General features: G+C 63.2%; 17 protein-coding genes and 1 riboswitch. Of the genes, 10 read left to right on the top strand and 7 right to left on the bottom strand.

Going from position 1 to position 19,183, the window contains the following annotated elements:
* Positions 1-114 precede the first annotated feature (114 nt).
* Both E0H22_RS19130 and E0H22_RS19125 read right to left on the bottom strand, forming a co-directional pair.
* On the bottom strand, positions 115-1,365 hold the full coding sequence (locus E0H22_RS19130; RefSeq protein WP_233022576.1) for an ABC transporter substrate-binding protein: 1,251 nt from the start codon (positions 1,363-1,365) through the stop codon (positions 115-117).
* 409 nt (positions 1,366-1,774) lie between these two features.
* The gene (locus E0H22_RS19125) at positions 1,775-2,452 is read right to left on the bottom strand and encodes a MarR family winged helix-turn-helix transcriptional regulator (RefSeq protein ID WP_233022575.1); all 678 of its coding nucleotides are present in this window, start codon (positions 2,450-2,452) and stop codon (positions 1,775-1,777) included.
* 239 nt (positions 2,453-2,691) lie between these two features.
* On the opposite strand from E0H22_RS19125, the gene E0H22_RS19120 reads away from it, so the two are divergent.
* Positions 2,692-3,276, top strand: coding sequence for a MarR family winged helix-turn-helix transcriptional regulator (locus E0H22_RS19120; protein ID WP_233022574.1), 585 nt, complete (start codon positions 2,692-2,694; stop codon positions 3,274-3,276).
* A 248-nt stretch (positions 3,277-3,524) separates the two neighbouring features.
* Here E0H22_RS19120 and E0H22_RS19115 read toward each other — a convergent pair whose 3' ends face one another.
* Positions 3,525-4,262 carry an SDR family oxidoreductase gene (locus tag E0H22_RS19115; RefSeq protein ID WP_233022573.1) on the bottom strand — a complete coding sequence of 246 codons (738 nt, stop codon included), beginning with the start codon at positions 4,260-4,262 and terminating at the stop codon, positions 3,525-3,527.
* Between the two features lie 146 nt (positions 4,263-4,408).
* Here E0H22_RS19115 and ertE point away from each other — a divergent pair, with 146 nt between their 5' ends.
* Both ertE and E0H22_RS19105 read left to right on the top strand, forming a co-directional pair.
* A complete protein-coding gene (gene ertE / locus E0H22_RS19110) occupies positions 4,409-5,677 on the top strand; it encodes an N-carbamyl-l-glutamate amidohydrolase ErtE (RefSeq protein WP_233022572.1) in 1,269 nt (422 codons plus the stop codon).
* A gap of 10 nt (positions 5,678-5,687) precedes the next feature.
* A complete protein-coding gene (locus tag E0H22_RS19105; protein WP_233022571.1) occupies positions 5,688-6,200 on the top strand; it encodes a tyrosine phosphatase family protein in 513 nt (170 codons plus the stop codon).
* Here E0H22_RS19105 and E0H22_RS19100 read toward each other — a convergent pair.
* Both E0H22_RS19100 and cobT read right to left on the bottom strand, forming a co-directional pair.
* Positions 6,193-6,957, bottom strand: coding sequence for an adenosylcobinamide-GDP ribazoletransferase (locus E0H22_RS19100; protein ID WP_233022570.1), 765 nt, complete (start codon positions 6,955-6,957; stop codon positions 6,193-6,195). The two genes, E0H22_RS19105 and E0H22_RS19100, sit on opposite strands and share 8 nt — an antisense overlap.
* The gene (cobT, locus tag E0H22_RS19095; protein WP_233022569.1) at positions 6,958-8,043 is read right to left on the bottom strand and encodes a nicotinate-nucleotide--dimethylbenzimidazole phosphoribosyltransferase; all 1,086 of its coding nucleotides are present in this window, start codon (positions 8,041-8,043) and stop codon (positions 6,958-6,960) included.
* Positions 8,044-8,108: 65 nt separating this feature from the next.
* A riboswitch (cobalamin riboswitch) is annotated at positions 8,109-8,304 on the top strand.
* Positions 8,305-8,396: 92 nt separating this feature from the next.
* Here cobT and E0H22_RS19090 point away from each other — a divergent pair.
* The 6 genes from E0H22_RS19090 (at position 8,397) to E0H22_RS19065 (ending at position 16,392) form a co-directional block, all read left to right on the top strand.
* Positions 8,397-8,843, top strand: coding sequence for a DUF1636 family protein (locus E0H22_RS19090; RefSeq protein ID WP_233022568.1), 447 nt, complete (start codon positions 8,397-8,399; stop codon positions 8,841-8,843).
* Positions 8,840-9,370, top strand: coding sequence for a bifunctional adenosylcobinamide kinase/adenosylcobinamide-phosphate guanylyltransferase (cobU, locus tag E0H22_RS19085; RefSeq protein ID WP_233022567.1), 531 nt, complete (start codon positions 8,840-8,842; stop codon positions 9,368-9,370). The genes E0H22_RS19090 and cobU overlap by 4 nt, the downstream gene beginning before the upstream one ends.
* Entirely contained in the window at positions 9,371-10,384 is a 1,014-nt protein-coding gene (gene cobW, locus E0H22_RS19080; protein WP_233022566.1) for a cobalamin biosynthesis protein CobW, read from the top strand.
* A gap of 178 nt (positions 10,385-10,562) precedes the next feature.
* Positions 10,563-14,279 carry a cobaltochelatase subunit CobN gene (gene cobN, locus E0H22_RS19075; RefSeq protein WP_233022565.1) on the top strand — a complete coding sequence of 1,239 codons (3,717 nt, stop codon included), beginning with the start codon at positions 10,563-10,565 and terminating at the stop codon, positions 14,277-14,279.
* A complete protein-coding gene (cobO, locus tag E0H22_RS19070) occupies positions 14,276-14,905 on the top strand; it encodes a cob(I)yrinic acid a,c-diamide adenosyltransferase (RefSeq protein WP_233022564.1) in 630 nt (209 codons plus the stop codon). The genes cobN and cobO overlap by 4 nt, the downstream gene beginning before the upstream one ends.
* The gene (locus E0H22_RS19065) at positions 14,905-16,392 is read left to right on the top strand and encodes a cobyric acid synthase (RefSeq protein ID WP_233022563.1); all 1,488 of its coding nucleotides are present in this window, start codon (positions 14,905-14,907) and stop codon (positions 16,390-16,392) included. The genes cobO and E0H22_RS19065 overlap by 1 nt, the downstream gene beginning before the upstream one ends.
* Here E0H22_RS19065 and cbiB read toward each other — a convergent pair.
* Together cbiB and E0H22_RS19055 are read right to left on the bottom strand one after the other, a co-directional pair.
* Positions 16,365-17,333 (bottom strand): adenosylcobinamide-phosphate synthase CbiB, encoded by a 969-nt coding sequence (cbiB, locus tag E0H22_RS19060; protein ID WP_233022562.1) that lies wholly within the window; start codon positions 17,331-17,333, stop codon positions 16,365-16,367. The genes E0H22_RS19065 and cbiB overlap by 28 nt on opposite strands.
* Complete coding sequence (locus E0H22_RS19055; protein ID WP_233022561.1) at positions 17,333-18,190, bottom strand: ABC transporter substrate-binding protein; 858 nt, start codon at positions 18,188-18,190, stop codon at positions 17,333-17,335. Before E0H22_RS19055 ends, cbiB begins: the two co-directional genes overlap by 1 nt.
* Positions 18,191-18,199: 9 nt before the next feature.
* Between E0H22_RS19055 and cobD the strand changes: the two genes are divergently transcribed.
* Positions 18,200-19,183 carry a threonine-phosphate decarboxylase CobD gene (gene cobD, locus E0H22_RS19050; protein WP_233022560.1) on the top strand — a complete coding sequence of 328 codons (984 nt, stop codon included), beginning with the start codon at positions 18,200-18,202 and terminating at the stop codon, positions 19,181-19,183.

Genomic DNA, 19,183 nt, shown 5'->3' with positions numbered 1-19,183 from the left:
ACTGTCCCGGCCGTTGCCGTAGGGCGGATTAGCGAAGCGTCATCCGCCGCGGAGTTTCAGCTTTCTCCGGCTGGCGGATTATGGCTTCGCCTCATCCGCCGTACGGTTCGGTGATCAGCAGGCCGGGTGGTTCGGTGCCGAGCTGCAGCCGCGGACCTTGGTGTCCCAGGTGCCGTTCTGGCCCTGCAGCACATAGAAGGCCTTGATGGCATCGCCGTCGTCATTGAAGCCGATCGGACCGCCGAGCCCCTTGAAGCCTTCGAGCTTGGTCATGTAGTCGCGGATCTTGGTGCGGTCGGCTTCGAGATCTTCCGGCTTGCCGGTGACGCCTGCGGTCTTGATCGCATCGATATACATCGAGACCACCTCATAGATGTTGGCATCGAACATGTTCGGCTCGATGTCCTTCGGTAGGCCCGATTCCTTGCGCAGCAGCGGGGTCAGCGCGGCGGTGAACTTCTCCGGCGCCTCGCCCTTCATGGTGGAATAGAAGGTCGCCGGCGCGATCACCGGAATTTCCGGAGCGGCCTTGAGGATCGCCGAGGAGATCAGCTGGCTGGCGCCGACCACGGGCTTGATCAGGCCCTGACGCTTCATTTCACGCAGCACGGTGATGGCCTGGCTGTAGTCGGCGCTAATCACGACGCCGTCAGGATTGAGCGACTTTAGCTTGGTCACCTGGGCCGAAACGTCGAGGTCGCCGGTGTTGAACGACAGCAGGTCGTTCTCGTTGGCGATGGCGATCTCGTTGGCCTTCAGCACCGACGGCATGATCACCTTGCCCACGGTCGCGGCGGTCGCGTCCTTGGCGTCGAAGATGACAGCGACGGTCTTCACATTGAAGGCCTTCTTGAAATACGGCACCGCGGTCTTGGCGAGCACGCCTTCGTCGATAGTGTTGCGGAATGCCCACGGACGATTCTGCTTGGCGGTGCCGGGCTTCGACGAGGCCTGCGAGGTCGAGACCAGCTTCAGCTCATTGGCGACAGGGAAGGTGACTTCAGCCGCGCTGGAGGTGAGGGGGCCTGCGACCGCCAGCACCTTGTCGTCGCTGGCGAGCTTGCGCAGCGAGGTCGCAGCCTGCGCCGGCTTGGCGGCGTCGTCGAGGATGGTGATCTTCAGCTTGGCGCCATTGATACCGCCGGCATCGTTGGTTTGCTTTTCCAGCATCTTCAAGGTGACGGAGTTGCTGCGCCCCCATTCGGCGAATGGGCCGGAGCTTGGTACGATCGCGCCCAGATTGATTTCGCGGGTCTGCGCTTGGGCCTGGCCGGCCAACAGGGCCGAGAGCGTCACCGCTGCGACGGTGCCGAGCACGCGCGATGCGCAGAGCAGGTTTGGCAAAGTCGATTTAATCCGCGACATCGAAATGGTCCTCTGTTGCTGTGATGCTTGGTCGCAAACGGGTTGCGGCCGTTTCCCGATGGTTAGTCCATCTATCTCATAACTGTGCGTTCCGTGTGCCACTGCCGGATGTGTCGGCGGTGTGACATCCGTGGGACCGATGGTCCGATAATTTTGCGGCTTTGACAATCCGCAACTCGAGTATCTTTATAAAATAGTTCTCTTAGGAAGCTAATTTATGCGGCATATCGGGCCCAGGAATGCGGCATGCTGCGGTCATCGGGGACGGGTCGTCGCTCGTCGCCGGGCTGACGGAACAAGGACTTGAGGCGAATGGTCGGGGTAGCCGATGTCGGCACGTTCCGCGGCGTTGAGCAAAAATGTCGCAGTTGCGCCGGTGTGCAATGCGGCAACGGCCCGCAGCGTCGTGTCAGCCCCGGCGCGTCTTTGCCGGCCTGGCTGCGACCATCTGCCGAGCTTCCGGCGATAGCGTCTTCACTTTGGCCTCGGAGATATAGCGCTGCAACGCGATGGCCCGGTCGCTCGATTCCACCAGGCGCTGAACCATGTCGAGCAACTGGTGGAATTCCTTGGCGCTGAGCACGCCGAATTGCATATCGTTGATCTGCAATTGGGTCGGCGCCAGCCGTTCCAGCAGTTCTGCGCCATGCGGCGTCACCGCCAGACTGATGCGGCGACGATCTTCCGGGTGCGACGTCTTGGTGATCAGTCCCTTTATCTCCAGCTTGTTGGTCACCGTTGTAACGAAGGCGCCGCTAAGATGGAGATGATCGGCAACGGCGCGCACATGCACGTCGCCCTGTGCAGACAGGTGTCGGATCGAGATCAGCGTCGTGTATTCGATGCCGGCGAGGCCGATCACTGCTGCGTGGCCCTCGCGCAATGTCTGGTGCCGGACCAGAAAGCCGAACAGGCTGTGCACCAGCCGGCGGAACTGCGCGTCCGATCCATCGACCAACAGTTCGGGGCGCGACGTCGTCAGCGCTGCGCGTTGCGTTGGCTTGCTCGCTGCCTTCCTGTTCGCTTCACTCCTGGGAGAAGACGTCTTGGTCGTGGACGAGCTGCGTCGGTCGGCGGACTTTGCCACGTTTCGATTCCATGCCTGAATGAATGTCGAGCTTGGCGTCTCCGCACTACAATTGCAATTGCGACAAAGGATACAGGACTGTCGCATCTGCGGCTTCCATGATTGCGATGCGGCTGGCACGGGATGCTATGCGTCTGTCGCGAATGCCTGTTGTGAAATAGCTTGTTGAGAAAGATAGATGCTTGACGTTCGTTCGGCGTCGGCGCACGATCCTGTTCGTCAAGCCATTCGGGAAGCACATGCCACGTTCCAGAGCGGTGCCGCCGGCCTCCGCGGTTCCGCGTCGATCGAAATCGAAGCTCCCCGTGCCTCCACTGACGACATCATGCGATGCGTTGCTGGTGGATGGATCGGATCACGCATTCCGCCAGTTGGTGCACACACTGCTTGCCTTCGTTGCGCGGCACGACACGGTGCTTGAAGGGCACGCTGCGGCGGTGGGGCTCTCTGCAGTCGAATACACGGTACTCACTTCACTGAATCTGCTCGGTGCCGAAGGGCAAGTGAGCGTGCGTGAATTGGCTGCGCACCTCCATCTGAGCGGTGCCTTCGTCACCACCGTCTCCAACAAGTTGCAGGAGATGGGTCTTCTCGAGAAGCTCACCGATCCCGAAGATCGGCGGCGGCTGCGTCTTGTCGTGACGGAGCAGGGCGAGGCGCTGCTCGCGCGTCTCGCGCCGATCCAGCGGCAGGTCAACGACGTTCAGTTCGACTGTCTCGGGGCCGGCGATTTCGCACGTCTGCTCGCTAGTGTCGAAAAGCTGGTGGAATCGAGCGACAAAGCCATCGCTTTGCAGAAGTATCTGCAGCCCCGGAAGTCGTAAGTGGGGCGGGCGCAGGCGATTCAACAATCGCACCGCGGGAGCGGGCTCTTTTGGATTGTGGGCAATTCAGAAGATGTCTGACAGTTGAACCAGGAGCGACGCGCCTAGCGCCATGCTCCTGCCGCAAGCCGCAGTGAGGGACGTCTCACGTGGCGTCCAGCATAAGAAGATACTTTACCCGTCTTGATTGCTGCTGGGTCGATTCTCCCTCCCCAGTCGCTGTGTTCCGGGGAGGGAGTAGAACCGCCTCAATATCCGATCAGGCTTCGATTCCAGGTTGGGCTGATCAGCACCTCGTTCATGCAGACATGCGGTGGCATTCCGGCAATGAATGCGATCGTCTTGCCGAGATCCTCCGGCTGTAGCATCCGCGCCATGACTTCTTCGCTTGGCGGCACCGGCCGGTTCTTCATGATGTCGGTGGCGACCTCGCCTGGCGACAGACAGCAGGCGCGCAGCCCGTTTACACATTCGTCCATGTTGAACGAATGCGTCAGCGCCAGCACCGCATGTTTGGTCGAGGTATAGGCAGGTCCCGTCATTTTGGAGACGATGCGGCCAGCCCAGGACGCCACATTGATGATGCAGCCATCCTTCTGCGCGCGCATCGCCGGCAGCACGGCGCGGATGCAATACATCAGGCCCTTGAGATTGATGTCGACGATCTGGTCGAAACCCTCTTCGGTGACGTCCTGCCAGCTGCGCTTCGGCAGATTGATGCCGGCGCTGTTGACGAGGAGATCGATGCGGCCGTGTTTGGCGAGAATGGCATCGGCCACCTTCTTCGCATCGGCCGCGTTGCTGACATCCAGCGTCATCGCTTCGATGGGCTTGCCGCCGGCGCCGAGTTCCTTGACCACGTCGTTCAGCACCTCGGTGCGGCGACCGGAAATGATCACCGTCCATCCATCGGCCAGCAGCGACTGCGCGCCGGCCTTGCCGATTCCTGTACCGCCGCCGGTGACCCATGCGATTTTCTTAGCCACAGTATTCTCCCTGATCGTTTCTTCTGTTTGCGCATGATCCTCTCCGAAAACCGGTACCCGCCTTTCGGGATCATGCTTTTGATGGCGCGCGGAGTGTTCACCAATTATGCTGGTAACACCAGCCCACATCGCGCACGAGAAATTCGTTGAACAAGCCCGCCGACACCAAGCCGCCCATCGATCAGGATCGTCTCTGGGACGATCATATGGCGCTCGCCGAAATCACCGATCCCGACAGGCCGTGGACGCGGCGTTCGTTCTCGCAGCGCTTTCTCGATGGCCGGGCCTGGCTGAAGCAGCGATATGAGGCTGCAGGCATGACCGTGCGCATGGATGCCGGTGCCAATGTGATCGCGCGGCTCGAAGGCTCGGTCGAGGGGCTGCCGCCGATCATGCTGGGCTCGCATTCCGACACCGTGCCGTCCGGCGGTCGGTTCGACGGCATCTCCGGCATCCTTACGGCGCTCGCAGCTGTTCGTGCGCTGCAGGCCTCCGGCTACAAATCACGCCATCCCATCGAGATTGTGGATTTCCTCGCTGAAGAGCCGAGCGAATATGGCCTGTCCTGTGTCGGCAGCCGCGCTATGGCCGGTGAGCTCGATGCAAGGATGTTGACTTATACGAATAGCACAGGCGAGACGTTAGCCGACGCCATCAGGCGCGTTGGTGGTGATCCCGACAAGATTGCGACGATGGAGAAGCCCAAATTCGCCGGCTATCTCGAACTGCATATCGAGCAGGGCGTTGTGCTGGAGAAGAATAAGCTCGACGTCGCAGTCGTGACTGGCATCGCCGGCATTACCCGCGTCGAGATCGTGCTCACCGGCGCCGCCGATCATGCCGGCTCGACGCTGATGAAGTATCGCCGCGATGCCAGTCTCGCTGCCGCCGAGATCGTGTTGCTGGTCGCACGCAAGGCCAATGAATATGCCGCGCGAAAGCAGGGTCATTTCGTCGCGACGGCAGGTATTATCGAGATCAGCCCCAACGCTTCGAACGTCGTCCCCGGCGGTGCCCGCATGATCCTCGATATTCGCGCGGAAAAGAGCGAGATTGTCGCCGATTTCGTCGCGATGCTGGATAGCGAAACGTTGGTGATCGCGGAACGGGCGAAGGTTGAGCGTACTAAATTCGGCATCATCTCGCAAAATCGGCCGTCGCCCTGCGACGATCATCTCCGCGACATTCTCGGTCGCGCGGCCGACAAACTCGGTTATTCCAGGACCATGCTCGCATCGGGCGCCGGTCACGATGCCGCCTTTATGTCGCATATCGGCAAGAGCGCAATGTTGTTCGTGCCGTCGAAGGATGGCAAGAGCCATTGCCCGGAGGAATACACGTCGCCCGCGCAGCTCGCCGCCGGTGCTGCGGTTCTCTACGAAGCGGTGCGCCTGCTCGACGGCCAGAACGGCTAGGCGTCTCGCAATGATCCATGTCTGCTCGCTGAGTGGCCTCCCGGAGCTCACAGCATCGCTCCAGCGTTTCGATCTGCTAACGCTGCTGTCTCCGAGCGCGGCAACGCAAGACTGGAGCGGGTTTGCGCGCGAGCGGCACGTGCAGTTATCGTTTCACGACATCGTAGAGCTGTCTCCGGGCCTGATTGCACCTGATGCCGATGTCATGCAGGCCATTCTCGACTTCGGCAGAGGGGCCGCGGGGGATCGCGCATTGCTGGTTCATTGCTGGGCGGGCGTCAGCCGTTCGAGCGCTGCAGCCTATGCGATCGCTTGCGACCGTAATCCAGGTTACGAGGCCGAGATCGCCGATGAACTGCGGCGTCGTTCGCCCTATGTGACGCCGAACAGATTGATGGTGAAACTGGCCGACGAGATGCTGGGCCGCGATGGCCGCATGAACGAGGCCATCGCGCGCATCGGCCGCGGTGCGGAGACGGCTGAGGGCAAGCCGTATCAGTTGCCGTTGCGCTGGCCTATCTGAACACGGCGGCAATGCCGAGCAGGAAGCCGATTTCGAACAGTTGCTCGATGGCGCCGAGCACATCGCCGGTGTAGCCGCCGATCGCGCGCTTCGCCCAGCCTGCGAGCATGGCGCCGAGCAGGCCGCCGAGCAGCAGGCCGATCACAACCGACTTGAACGAGATGAGTGCCAGCGGAATGGCAGCCAGCGCAGCGGTGACGAGCAGAAACGCCATCTCCTCGCTGCGCACCGGCGTTTCGATGTAACTCACTTTCATGGCCGCCGTGTCGCCGGAATAAGCGAGGCGATTCATCACGAAGGCCGGCATCGCGCGTGCTGCCGCATGCATCGCGATCAGCGCGGTCGCGCCGGTCCATATCGGCAGCATCGTGAGCGCAGTAATACGCAGCGCGCATCCGATTCCCAGCGCCAACGCACCATAAGTGCCGATGCGGCTGTCCTTCATGATGGCGAGGCGCTTTTCCACGGTCCAGCCGCCGCCGAAGGCATCGATGGTGTCGGCAAGGCCGTCTTCATGCAGGGCGCTGGTCAGGACCATGCTCGCCGCAATGGCGAGAATGGCACCGATCAGCGGCGACCAGATTTGACATCCGACGACGAAGACACTTGCTGACGCAAGTCCGATGCCCGCGCCGACAAGCGGAAAATATTTCATCGCGCGGGCCAGCCAGTCGGGTGCGGGCGTGCCGTCGGAACGCGGCGTTGGCAGCACCGTCAGAAAGCGGATCGCATTGAGCAGATGCGGATCCGGCGTCATCTAGATGCGCCCGGCCAGTACATCGTCGAGGCTGGCGACGTCAGTCAGCAGCCGTGCAGCGGCGCGCACGAGTGGAACGGCGAGCAATGCGCCGGTGCCTTCGCCAAGCCTGAGGCCGAGATCGAGCAGCGGCTTCGCATCGAGCGCTTTCAATACGAGGTCATGTCCGCGTTCTGCGGAGCGATGTGCGAACACGCAATAGCCGCGTGCCTCCGGGCAGAGCCGGGTGGCGAGCAGGGCGGCGACACTGGAAATGAAGCCGTCGACAATCACCGGCCGTCGCTGTAATGCCGCCCCCAGCACAGCGCCGGCCATGCCTGCGATTTCGAGGCCGCCGAATTCGGCCAGCACATCGAGCGGTGCGCTGGCATCGCTGCGCCCCGCTGCCATCTCGATGGCTGCACGCTTACGGTTCATGCCGGCATCGTCCTGTCCGGCGCCGATGCCGATGCAATCACCGAGCGATGCCGGTGCGAGGCGATGTGCCAGCAATGCAGAGGACGCCGTGTTACCGATGCCCATTTCGCCGAGCGCGAGGATGTCGGCGCCAGCCTTGATCTCGCCGATGGCGATGCGCATCCCGCGGTTCAGCGCATCGGCTGCTTGCTCCGGCGTCATCGCCGGTTCGCGCGCCGCATTCGCGGTCCCCATGCGCACCTTGGCGTCGATCAAGCCGGGACGCACCGGCAGTTCTGAAGCCACGCCGATATCGATGACGCGCACATCAATGCCATTGGCCTTGGCAAACGCATTGGCGCTGGCGCGGCCGGCCAGATAGGTCATCACCATCGCGACGGTGACGTCTGACGGATATTGTGACACGCCCTCGGCCACGAGCCCGTGATCGCCGGCGAAGACCAGCAGCACGGCTTTCTCCCCGCGTGGCTCGCCGGGATGGCGGATCATGCCAAGCTGGATCGCCAGTTCTTCGATTCGTCCGAGCGAACCCGGCGGCTTGGCCTTGCCATCGATGACCGCGCGCAGGATGACCTCGGTGGCGGGATCGAGGGGCGCGACGGCCGGGGGGCGCCAGATGGGGCTGAGAGAGGTCAAATGCAGGTTCCTTTGGCCGTCTGTCTGGCGCATTCGCCGCCTTCCGGTCAACCGCGGGCAGGCGGTTCCGGCTATGGTTGACCCGGGCGGTGGCTGCAGATAGCGTCCGCCGCGATGGTCCTTCCGAGAGGAAGGTGAAAAGGGAAGCCGGTGCGATACCGGCGCTGCCCCCGCAACTGTAAGCGATGAGCCCGCGCCGGTGCCACTGGGAGTTCCCGATAGGGGAGTTTCTGGGAAGGCGGCAGCGGGCGCCGACTCGCGAGCCAGGAGACCTGCCGTCACGCATTGTGCTTTGGAGGTGTCGTCGGGGCGGGGTGCACCGGACGGGAGCGAGTGGATGGCAGCATCCGCGCGACCCAACAAAGCTCGCCTGATTTGAGCCCGTGATGGATCGCAACGCATCGACCTTGCCTGACGACTCTATGGTGACCGAACTGCCGCGTCCGCTGCCTTCAGCGCCGGTCGTCGTCAGTATCTGCGTGAATTGCAAGGCAGCTGACGGTGTCGTGGTCGGGCCAGCGATGTTGGAGGCCGTGACGGCTGTACTGGATGAACGCGATGTCGCCGTGATGGTGCGCCCCGTTCAGTGTCTCAGCGTGTGCAAGCGGCCGACGACGGTCGCTGTGACCAGCCAGGACGGTTACACGTTTCTGTTCGGCGATCTCGTGCCTGAGACCGGTCCCGACGCCGTCGCGTCCTTCGTGCAGTCCTACCAGAAATCCGACTATGGCCTCGTGCCTTGGCGCGAGCGCGCCGATGTGCTGCGCAAGGGCATGGTGGCGCGCGTGCCCCCGCTGCGCTGGTCGCCTGGGGATGGAAGGGCGCCGAAATGACCTCGCTCGGTACCACGCTCGTTCTCGGCGGCGCGCGCTCCGGCAAATCGGCATTTGCCGAGCGGCTGATCGGTGAGATGAATCTCACGAAAGTCTATCTCGCCACCGCCTCTGCCGGCGATGACGAGATGCAGGCTCGCATTGCCCAGCATCGCAAGCAGCGCGGCGAAAACTGGATCACCATCGAGGAACCGCTGGCGCTGGTGGATACGCTCACGCGGGAATCGACCATCGGCCGCGTCATCCTCGTCGATTGCCTCACACTCTGGCTCTCCAATGTGATGATGGCCGAGCGCGATCCCGAGGTCGAGGCGAAGCGCCTGGTGCGCTTCCTCGATGTCTCGCGTTATCCCATCGTGTTCGTCTCCAATGAAGTCGGTCTCTGCCTCGTGCCGGAGACACCGGTCGGCCGCGCCTTCCGCGATGCCCAGGGCCGCCTCAATCAGACCATCGCTGCCGCCGTGAACAATGTCGTTTTCGTCGCTGCCGGCCTTCCTCTTTGGCTCAAGCGTTTTCAGGAGATCTGAATGTCCCGCGTTCCCGTCACTGTCCTCACCGGTTTTCTCGGCGCGGGCAAGACCACGCTGCTTCGCTCGCTGCTGACGCAGGCCGATGGCCGCCGTATCGCCGTCATCGTCAATGAATTCGGCGATGCAGGCTTTGACGGCGGCCTCGTCGAGGAATGCGCGGCCAAAGCCTGTGCACCCGGCGATATCGTCGAACTCACCAATGGCTGTATCTGCTGTACCGTGGCCGATGATTTCGTGCCGACCATGGAAACGCTGCTGTTGCGCGAGCGTCCCCTCGACGCCATCGTGATCGAGACCTCCGGCCTCGCGCTGCCGCAGCCGCTGCTGAAGGCGTTTGCCTGGCCCGCGGTGAAGACCCGCGCGACTGTTGACGGTGTCGTCACCGTGGTCGATGCGCTAGCGCTGTCCGAAGGCCGTATCACGCTGGATGAACATGCGCTCGCCGAACAGCGCGCTGCCGATGAAGGCATCGAGCATGACGATCCGATCGAGGAAGTGTTTGAGGACCAGCTCGCTTGTGCTGATCTCGTGGTGCTGTCCAAGAGCGATCTCGTCAGCGCCGAGCAGCTCGCCGAGATCGAGACCAAGCTGAAGGCCGAGCTGCGCGCCGGTGTCGGTATTGTCCGCTCCAAGGGGGACCTCGCACCAAAAGTGCTGATCGGCCTCAACGCCGCCGCCGAGGACGACATGGCCGCGCGCGTTGGTCATCACGGCGAGGAAGAGGAACACGATCACGACGATTTCGACAGCATCGTCATCAAGCCGACCGCGGCGATTGATCTCGACAGCATGCGCGCCCGCGTCAACGATGCGCTCGGCCTCGACGGCGTGCTGCGCGTGAAGGGCCATGCCCGCATCGCCGACAAGCCGGCACCGGTCGTGGTGCAGGCGGTCGGCGCCCGCGTCGATCTCGCTTTCGCCCGCCCCGATGTGAGCCATCCCGAACATCTCGTGGTGATCGGCTTGAAGGGCTTTGACGCCGACGCCGCGCGAAAAGCGCTGGCGGGCTAATTCTTTTCCCTCCCCCAAGCGGCGTAGCCGCGCGGTGGGGAGGGTGGCCGGCCGAAGGCTGGACGGGTGGGGTTTCTCCACACACGCCGACGTCACGTGTGGACCCCCACCCCGACCCTCCCCACAAGGGGGAGGGAGAACTACTGTCCGTGTGTAACAGGAAGGCGCACAACATCGCATGCATCTCAAGCTCGACACCTCCGGCAGCATCGATGACGGTGACGTCGCCCGCGATCTCGGGCAGGACAGTGCCGATATCGTCATGCTGTCGGCGGCGGACAGCGATCTCGCCGCTTTCGGCGCGGCGCATGCGAGCCTGCCCGATGACTTTCCGAGCGTCAGGCTGACCAATCTCCTTGCGCTTGGCCATCCCGCCTCGGTCGATCTCTATGTCGAACGTACCCTCGCGCGGGCGAAGATCGTGCTGGTGCGCATGCTTGGCGGGATCAGCTACTGGCCCCATGGGGTCGAGAGCCTCCGCAGCGATGCCATCGCCCGCGGGGCGCTGTTTGCCTGCATTCCCGGCGAGATGGATTGGAACACCGAGCTTGCCGCCCGCGGCACGCTCGATGCCGATGCGACCCATGCGCTATGGCGCTATTGCAGCGAGGGCGGTGTCGAGAATGCTACCCTGGCGCTGCGCTATGCTGCGCATCTGATCGGGCAGGGCGACAAGCCGCCTGCAGCGCGGCCCATGCCGTCTGCCGGATTCTGGCCGCAGGCACCAGTGAACGACGAGCGACCGAATGCGGTGGTGATTTTTTATCGCGCTTTGGTTGCGGGTGGCGACACGGCTGCGATCGCGGCGTTGCGCGATGCGCTGGATGCGCGCGGCCTCAATCCGGTCTGTCTCTATGTCACCAGTCTCAAGGACGAACGCTCCGTTGCCTTCTTGCGCGGGGCTCTGGCGGCGTTTCCGCCCGAAGTGATCGTTAATGCCACCGCCTTCGCCACGGCGACGGCCCATGATGATGCCGGTGTGCTCTCTGCATCCGGCTGTCCGGTGCTGCAGGTGGCGCAGGCCGGCATCTCGCATGCGAGCTGGCAAGCTTCGTCGCGCGGGCTCAATCCCCGCGATCTCGCGATGCATGTGGTGCTGCCCGAGGTCGATGGCCGTATCTTTGCGAAGGTCATCGCGTTCAAGGAGCGCGACAAAAGCGATGGCGGTTTTACGCCCACGCTGCTGAAGCCGGTACCGGATCGCATCGACGCTGCCGCTGATCTGGCGTGCGCCTGGGTCCGACTGCGCCGCACGGAGATCGCTGGACGTCGCATTGCGCTGATCCTCGCCAATTATCCAAACCGCGACGGCCGGCTTGCCAACGGCGTTGGTCTCGACACACCGGAGAGTCTCGTCGACATCATCGCTGCGATGCAAGGTGCAGGCTATGACGCAGCGAATGCGCCGGCGACATCGGCAGCAATGATGAATCTGCTTCAGCAGGGGCCGACCAACGCGCTGCAGGACCGCGCGGCGCGCAGCGGCGGCGTCACATGGCCGCTCGCTGATTATTGCGATGCCTTTGCTGGGTTACCGGCGAATGTACGCATCGCTGTTCATGCGCGTTGGGGCGATGCTGCCAGCGATCCGCATGTGAGCGGTGGCGCCTTTCGTCTGGGCTTGCATCGCTTCGGCAATATCGTCGTCGGCGTGCAGCCGGCGCGTGGCTACAACATTGATCCCAAGAGCACCTATCACGATCCCGATCTGGTTCCGCCGCATCACTATCTGGCTTTCTATCTCTGGCTCCGGCAGGAATTCGAGGTGCATGCGGTCGCGCATGTGGGCAAGCACGGCAATCTCGAATGGTTGCCCGGCAAGAGCACCGGCCTTTCGACCGAATGCCTACCCGATGCGATCCTCGGCCCGTTGCCGCATCTCTATCCCTTCATCGTCAACGATCCCGGCGAAGGCATCCAGGCCAAGCGCCGTGCCTCCGCCGTCATCGTCGATCACTTGACGCCGCCGATGACGCGTGCCGAACTGCATGACGATCTCGCGCGTCTCGAAAGCCTGGTCGATGAATATGCTGTCGCCAGCGATCTCGATCCCAAGCGCGCAACGGTCATTGCCGAGGACATCTTGTCCTTCGCCCGCGCCCAGCAGCTCGATAGCGACGTCGATATTGGTCGCGACACGCCGACCCATGAAGCCCTGCGTGCGCTCGATGCGCATCTCTGCGATCTCAAGGAAATGCAGATCCGTGACGGCCTGCATATCTTCGGCCGCAGGCCGGAGGAGGCGCAGCGCAACGATCTTCTCGTCTCCATCGCGCGCTTGCCGCGTTCGGATATTCGTGCGCAAGATGCTTCGCTGCATCGTGCGCTGGCGCTCGATCTCGGGCTGGGCAGCTTCGATCCGCTCACGCGCGAAATGGCCAATGACTATCGCGGTCCGCGACCGAAGGTGCTGGATGAGATGTCTGTTGCACCGTGGCGGACCACAGGGGATACGATCGAGCGCATCGAGGCGCTGGCATTGAAACTGGTCGCCGGCGAAATCGTCAGCGACGCGAGCTGGACGCGTGCGGCGCAAGTGCTCGGCTGGATCGAACAATCCCTCCGCCCGGCCATCGATGCCTGCGGCGATGCCGAGATGGCCGCGTTTCTCAGAGGCCTCGATGGCTGCTTCGTGCGCCCAGGTCCATCCGGAGCGCCGACGCGCGGGCGACCCGATGTACTGCCGACCGGCCGCAATTTCTTTGCTGTCGATGTCCGCGCCGTGCCGACGCCATCGGCCTGGCGCATCGGCCAGCTCGCGGCCGAGCGGCTGGTCGAAGCCTATTGGCAGGATGTCGGCGAGTGGCCGCGCAGCATTGCTCTCTCGGCATGGGGAACGGCGAATATGCGCACCGGCGGCGACGATGTCGCGCAGGCGTTGGCATTGATCGGCGCGCGTCCTGTCTGGGAAGAGACGTCGGGCCGCGTCACCGGCTTTGCGATTACACCGTTATCCGAACTGAAGCGGCCGCGCGTGGATGTGACGTTCCGCGTTTCCGGCCTGTTTCGCGATGCTTTTCCGGCGCAGATGGACATTATCGGTTCCGCCGTCAGCGCGGTGGCCGAACTCGACGAGCCCGATGATGCCAATCCCATCGCTGCGAATGTCCGGGCACGCGCGCGAACGCTCGAAGCCGGTGGCGTAAATTGCGAGACGGCGCGGCGACAGGCGATGCGGCGCGTTTTCGGCTCCAGGCCCGGCGCTTACGGTGCGGGCTTGCAGGCGCTGATGGATGAAGGCGGCTGGAATAATCGCGCTGACATCGCCAACGTCTATCTCGATTGGGGTGGCTATGCTTATGGCAGCGGCCAGGAGGGCGATGACGCGCGTGGTGAGTTCGCCGAGCGTTTGAAGGCCGTCGATCTCGTGGCGCAAGCGCAGGACAATCGCGAACACGATGTTCTCGACTCCGACGATTACTATCAATTCATCGGCGGGCTTGCGGCCACGGTGCAGACGCTCAAAGGTTCTGCGCCGCGAGTGGCGCATGTCGATACGTCCCGTCCGGAAGCGCCGATCGCGCGTTCCCTGGCCCATGAGATCTCGCGCGTGGTGCGCGGTCGCGGCGCCAATCCAAAATGGATCAGTGGCGTGATGCGGCATGGCTACAAGGGCGCCTTCGAGATCGCCGCCACGGTTGACTATCTGTTCGGCTTTGCCGCCTCGACGGATGCGGTCGGCAATCACCATTTCGATCAGTTGTTCTCGGCTTATCTGGAGAATGACACTGTTCGCGATTTCATGGCGTCGGTCAATCCTGCGGCCTTGCAGGAAACAGCGGCCCGCTTCGCCGAAGCAATCCGTCGCGGACTGTGGACACCGCGCTCCAACAGCGCCCAGCATCTGATTTCCGAATTGATGGATACCAAGACAATCGCGAGGGAAACCGCATGAGCGACTCCGCAGCTGATAACGCCGCCGAAAATCTCCGGCACAAGGAGAAAGCCGCCAAGCACAAGGCGGCCAAGGACAAGATCATGGCGACCAAGACGGGCGAGAAGGGCCTCTTGATCGTCCATACCGGCACCGGCAAGGGCAAGACCTCGGCTGCGCTCGGCATGGTGTTCCGCCATATAGGACACGAAATGCCGGTGGCTGTCGTGCAGTTTACGAAGTCACCGAGCTGGGATACGGGTGAAGCGCGCGTGCTGGCGAAATTTCCGGAGCTCGTGACGCTGCACATCATGGGCGAAGGCTTCACCTGGGAAACCCAGGATCGCGAGCGCGACATCGCCGCTGCAACCGCCGGCTGGGAGCGCGCCAAGGAACTGATCCGCGATGAGCGCCATCGCATGGTGCTGCTCGACGAACTCAATATCGTGCTGCGTTATGACTATCTCGACATCAACGAGGTGATCGCTTTTCTGCGCGACGAAAAGCCTGCAGACAAGCATGTCGTCATCACCGGCCGCAATGCCAAGCCGGAGCTGATCGAGATGGCCGACCTCGTGACCGAGATGACGCTCGTAAAGCATCCGTTCCGCGCAGGCATCAAGGGCCAGAAGGGCGTGGAGTTCTGATGAACAAGAGCACGCCTGCGTTGATGATCCAGGCGACCGGCTCCAATGCCGGCAAGTCGACGATCGTCGCCGGGTTGGCGCGTGCGCTTGTGCGGCGTGGCCTGAAAGTCGCGCCGTTCAAGCCGCAGAACATGTCGAACAATGCGGCCGTTGCGGTCGATGGCGGTGAGATCGGCCGAGCTCAGGCGGTGCAGGCACGCGCAGCGCGTATGCAGCCAAGCGTTCACATGAATCCGGTGCTGCTGAAGCCGGAGACCGATACCGGATCGCAGGTGATCGTGCAGGGGCAACGCTGGGGCACGTTGCGCGCGAAGAACTATCTAGAAAAGAAGGCCGGGCTGCTGCCTGCGGTGCTGGAGAGCTTTTCGCTGCTCGCGGACAAGGCCGATATCGTTCTGGTCGAAGGCGCCGGCAGTCCGGCGGAGATCAACCTGCGCAAGGGCGACATCGCCAATATGGGCTTCGCGGCGGCGGCCGATATTCCCGTCGTGCTCGCCGGCGACATCGATCGCGGCGGCGTCATCGCGTCGCTCGCCGGCACGCATCTGGTGCTGCAGCCGGAGGAGCGCGCACGCATCCATGGTTTCATCGTCAACAAGTTCCGCGGCGATCCCTCGCTGTTCGACGATGGCCTCTCGGCTGTGACCGATCTGACCGGCTGGCGCTCGATCGGCGTTTTGCCGTGGCTGCCGCAGGCGGCATTTCTGCCGGCCGAGGATGCCGTCGATCTCGACCGTGCGCAGACGTCGAACGCTACCCGCGTCATCGCCGTGCCGGTGCTGGCGCGTATCGCCAATTTCGACGATCTCGATCCGCTCGGCATGGAGCCGGGCGTCAAGCTCGTCTTCGTGAAGCCGGGCGAAGCCATTCCCGGCAATGCCGATGTGGTCATCATTCCCGGCAGCAAATCGACCATCGGCGATCTCGCTTTCCTGCGCGCACAAGGCTGGGACGTCGATATCGCTGCCCACGTGCGCCGCGGGGGTCATGTGCTCGGCCTGTGCGGTGGATATCAGATGCTCGGCCGGCACATCGCCGATCCCGATGGCGTCGACGGTGCGCCGGGCCAGGTCGATGGTCTTGGCTTGCTCGATATCGAAACCATCATGAGCGGCAGTAAGTCGACCACGATCGTGTCGGGCAGGCACATCGCCAGCGGCGCGGCCATTGAAGGCTACGAAATCCATATGGGCCGAACCAGCGGCGCCGATTGCGCGCGACCGCTGTTGACCGTTGGCGATCGTCTCGATGGCGCGATCTCGCATGGCGGGCGCGTGCAAGGCACTTATGTGCACGGGCTGTTCACCGGCGATGCGTTTCGCAAGGCGTGGCTGGCGCAGCTCGGGATCGCGTCGTCCGTTGCCTATGAGGCCCAGGTGGAAGCAGCACTCGATGCGCTCGCGGATCATTGCGAGGCGCATCTCGATATCGATACGTTGCTCGATATCGCACGCAAGCGTCAGAGCAACAGCGCCAGCGCGGCGTAGATCAAGATTTCCAGTGCGCAAGCCGCGGCGTAGATGCGAAGCGCGCGTCGAATATCGTCAGGCTCGGCAATCCGGCCGTCTGCGTTGAGATAGGGCTCGTTCGCGATGCTCTCGGCATAGACGCGTGGGCCGCTGAGGACGATGCCGAGCGCGCCCGCCATGGCGCTTTCGGGCCAGCCGGCATTCGGCGAGCGATGATGTCGTGCATCTCTCAGCATGATCTTGAACGAGGTTGCGATGGAGCCGTGCGCCATCGGCGTCGCGAGAGCGATCAGCACACCGGACAATCGCGCCGGCACGAGATTGACGAGATCGTCGAGCCGGGCGGCAGCCCAACCGAAATCGACATAGCGATCAGTACGATGGCCGATCATCGAGTCCGCCGTATTGATCGCCTTGTAAGCGATCAGGCCGGGCAGGCCGAGCAGTGCTAGCCAGAACACCGGCGCGACGATGCCGTCGGAGAAGTTCTCGGCCGTTGACTCGATCGCCGCGCGCGCGACGCCTGCGTCGTCGAGACGCTGCGGATCGCGGCCGACGATCATGGCGACGGCCTTTCGTGCCGCCGGTAGGCCGCCATCGATGAAGGCGCGATGCACGCGGGCGACATGTTGATACAGGCTGCGCTGGGCGATCAGCGTCGAGGCCATGAGGGCTTCGATGAGGAAGCCGAGCCATTGGCCGTGCAAAAGGTCGGTCAATAATGCGCCGAGCAGCAGCGCGCTGCCGACGAGGAGAATGACTGTCAGTACACCCGCAAGTTTGCGGCCTTGTTTCGACCAGTTCTCACGATTGAGACGTCGCTCCAGCCAACCGATGCTACGGCCGATCCATACGACAGGATGCGGCACGCGGCGCCACAGCCGGTCGGGATCGCCGATGACGGCATCGAGCAGCAGCGCCGCTATCACCAGCAAGAGTGCGTCACCATGCACCAGCATCAAGGCGCCACGCGGTTGATTTCGGCGCTCAGGCGATCCAGCGCCTCGACCATGGTCGGGCCGCCGCAGGCTGTCAATCGTTCCGGCAACACGAGGCGCTTCGACGGCGGATAGGTCTTTTCCAGTGCGGGATGCAGCAGGAAGGCACGCCCTTCGTCTTCGGCGAAATCGGCATTGTCTGTTACCAGCAGCAGATCCGGTTTCAGCGTGACGATAGCTTCCAGCGAGGCGAAACCGCCAGCTCTCAGATCGAGTTCACCGCCGGCATTTTTCAGGCCGACCGCCGACAGCAGTGAGGTGGCGAGGTTGTCACCACCTGACACCCAGCCGCGACGCGATACTGCGAGTACACGCAGCGGCTTCCGCTGTGCGGCGGCGCGTGCATGCGCGATGGCAGTGTCGAGCTTGATGATCTCGGCTTCGGCACGCTCGGGGTGTTTCACCAGCGCGCCCATTTCGCGCAGCTGCTTCTTCACCTCGTCGAGCGAGCGCGCCGGCGCGAATTCGGCGACCTTGAGACCTTTCTCCTTCAGCAACTCGCGCGTTGCGCGTTTGGTGAAGCGGCCAGCGACGACGAGATCTGGCTTCAGCGCCAGCACGTCCTCCGCCTCGCCGGACAGCAGGCGGAATTGCGCAGCCTTGTTGTTGTCCCACGAGCGGAAGGGATCGCGCGCAAACGGGCTGAGGCCGAGAATTTGTTCGGGATCGGCGAGGGTGACAAGCAGTTGATCCGTGCAAAGATTGATCGAGGCGATCCGCGGTGGCTCCGCGGCTTGCAGCGGATGGGCAACAAGCAGCACGAAGGTCGCAGCGATGGCGGCACGAAGTCTCTCGCGCTTGGCGTCATATGATGGCATGACAGACGCATGAAACATGGTGGCGATCTTACTCAGGCGATGGCCGAGTTCGGCGGCGCGGCCGACGAATGGCTGGATCTTTCGACCGGTATCAATCCGTGGCCGTGGCCGATGCGCAAGCTGCCCGATAGCGCCTGGCAGCGGTTGCCCTCGCGGGCCGATGAGCAGGCGTTGCTGGCTGCGGCGCGCTCTGCGTATCGCGTGCCCGACGGCGCCGGCATCGTCGCTGCCAACGGCACGCAGGCGTTGATCCAGTTGCTGCCGCGGCTCGCAACGGATGGTGCCGTTGCCATTGTCGGCCCGACCTATAGCGAGCATTCTGCCGCCTGGAGCGACGCCGGGCATCCCATTGCGGCGATTGGCAACCTCGCCGAATTGCCGGCGCATGTGACGCATGCCGTGATTGTCAACCCTAACAATCCCGACGGTCGCATCGTCGAGCCAGATCGTCTTGTCGAAATCGCTGTCGTGCTGCAGCGGCGCGGAGGCTGGCTGGTGATCGACGAGGCTTTTGCCGATGTCGAATCCGGTATCAGCGCTGTGGCTTCCTGCGGCAAGCTGCCCGTCGTGATTCTGCGTTCGTTCGGTAAATTCTATGGTCTTGCCGGTATCCGGCTTGGCTTTGCGATCACGACGCCGGATCTCGCTCATCGTATCCACGCATTGCTCGGCCCGTGGGCTGTATCCGGGCCGGCCCTGTATGTGGGCACCAAAGCTTTGAATGATGCGCCCTGGGCGATGCAGACGCGTGTTCGGCTCGCAGCGCAGGCCATCAAGCTCGACGGTGTCCTGCTCAAGGCAGGCTTCGACGTGGTCGGCGGCACGTCGCTTTATCGTTTCGCTCGGCACCCCGCGGCATTGGCCCTGCATCGCCGGCTTGCACAGAAACGGATCTGGTGCCGCAGTTTCGACTGGTCGCGCGACATGCTCCGCTTCGGCCTGCCGCATGATGCCGAGGCGCTCGATCGCCTTGCTGCAGCGCTGGCGCCATAG

It is taken from the genome of Rhodopseudomonas boonkerdii (assembly GCF_021184025.1).
GTDB lineage: Bacteria > Pseudomonadota > Alphaproteobacteria > Rhizobiales > Xanthobacteraceae > Tardiphaga > Tardiphaga boonkerdii.
The sequence above is the reverse complement of the archived record's forward strand: the minus strand, read 5'-3'. Positions and strand labels throughout refer to the sequence as shown.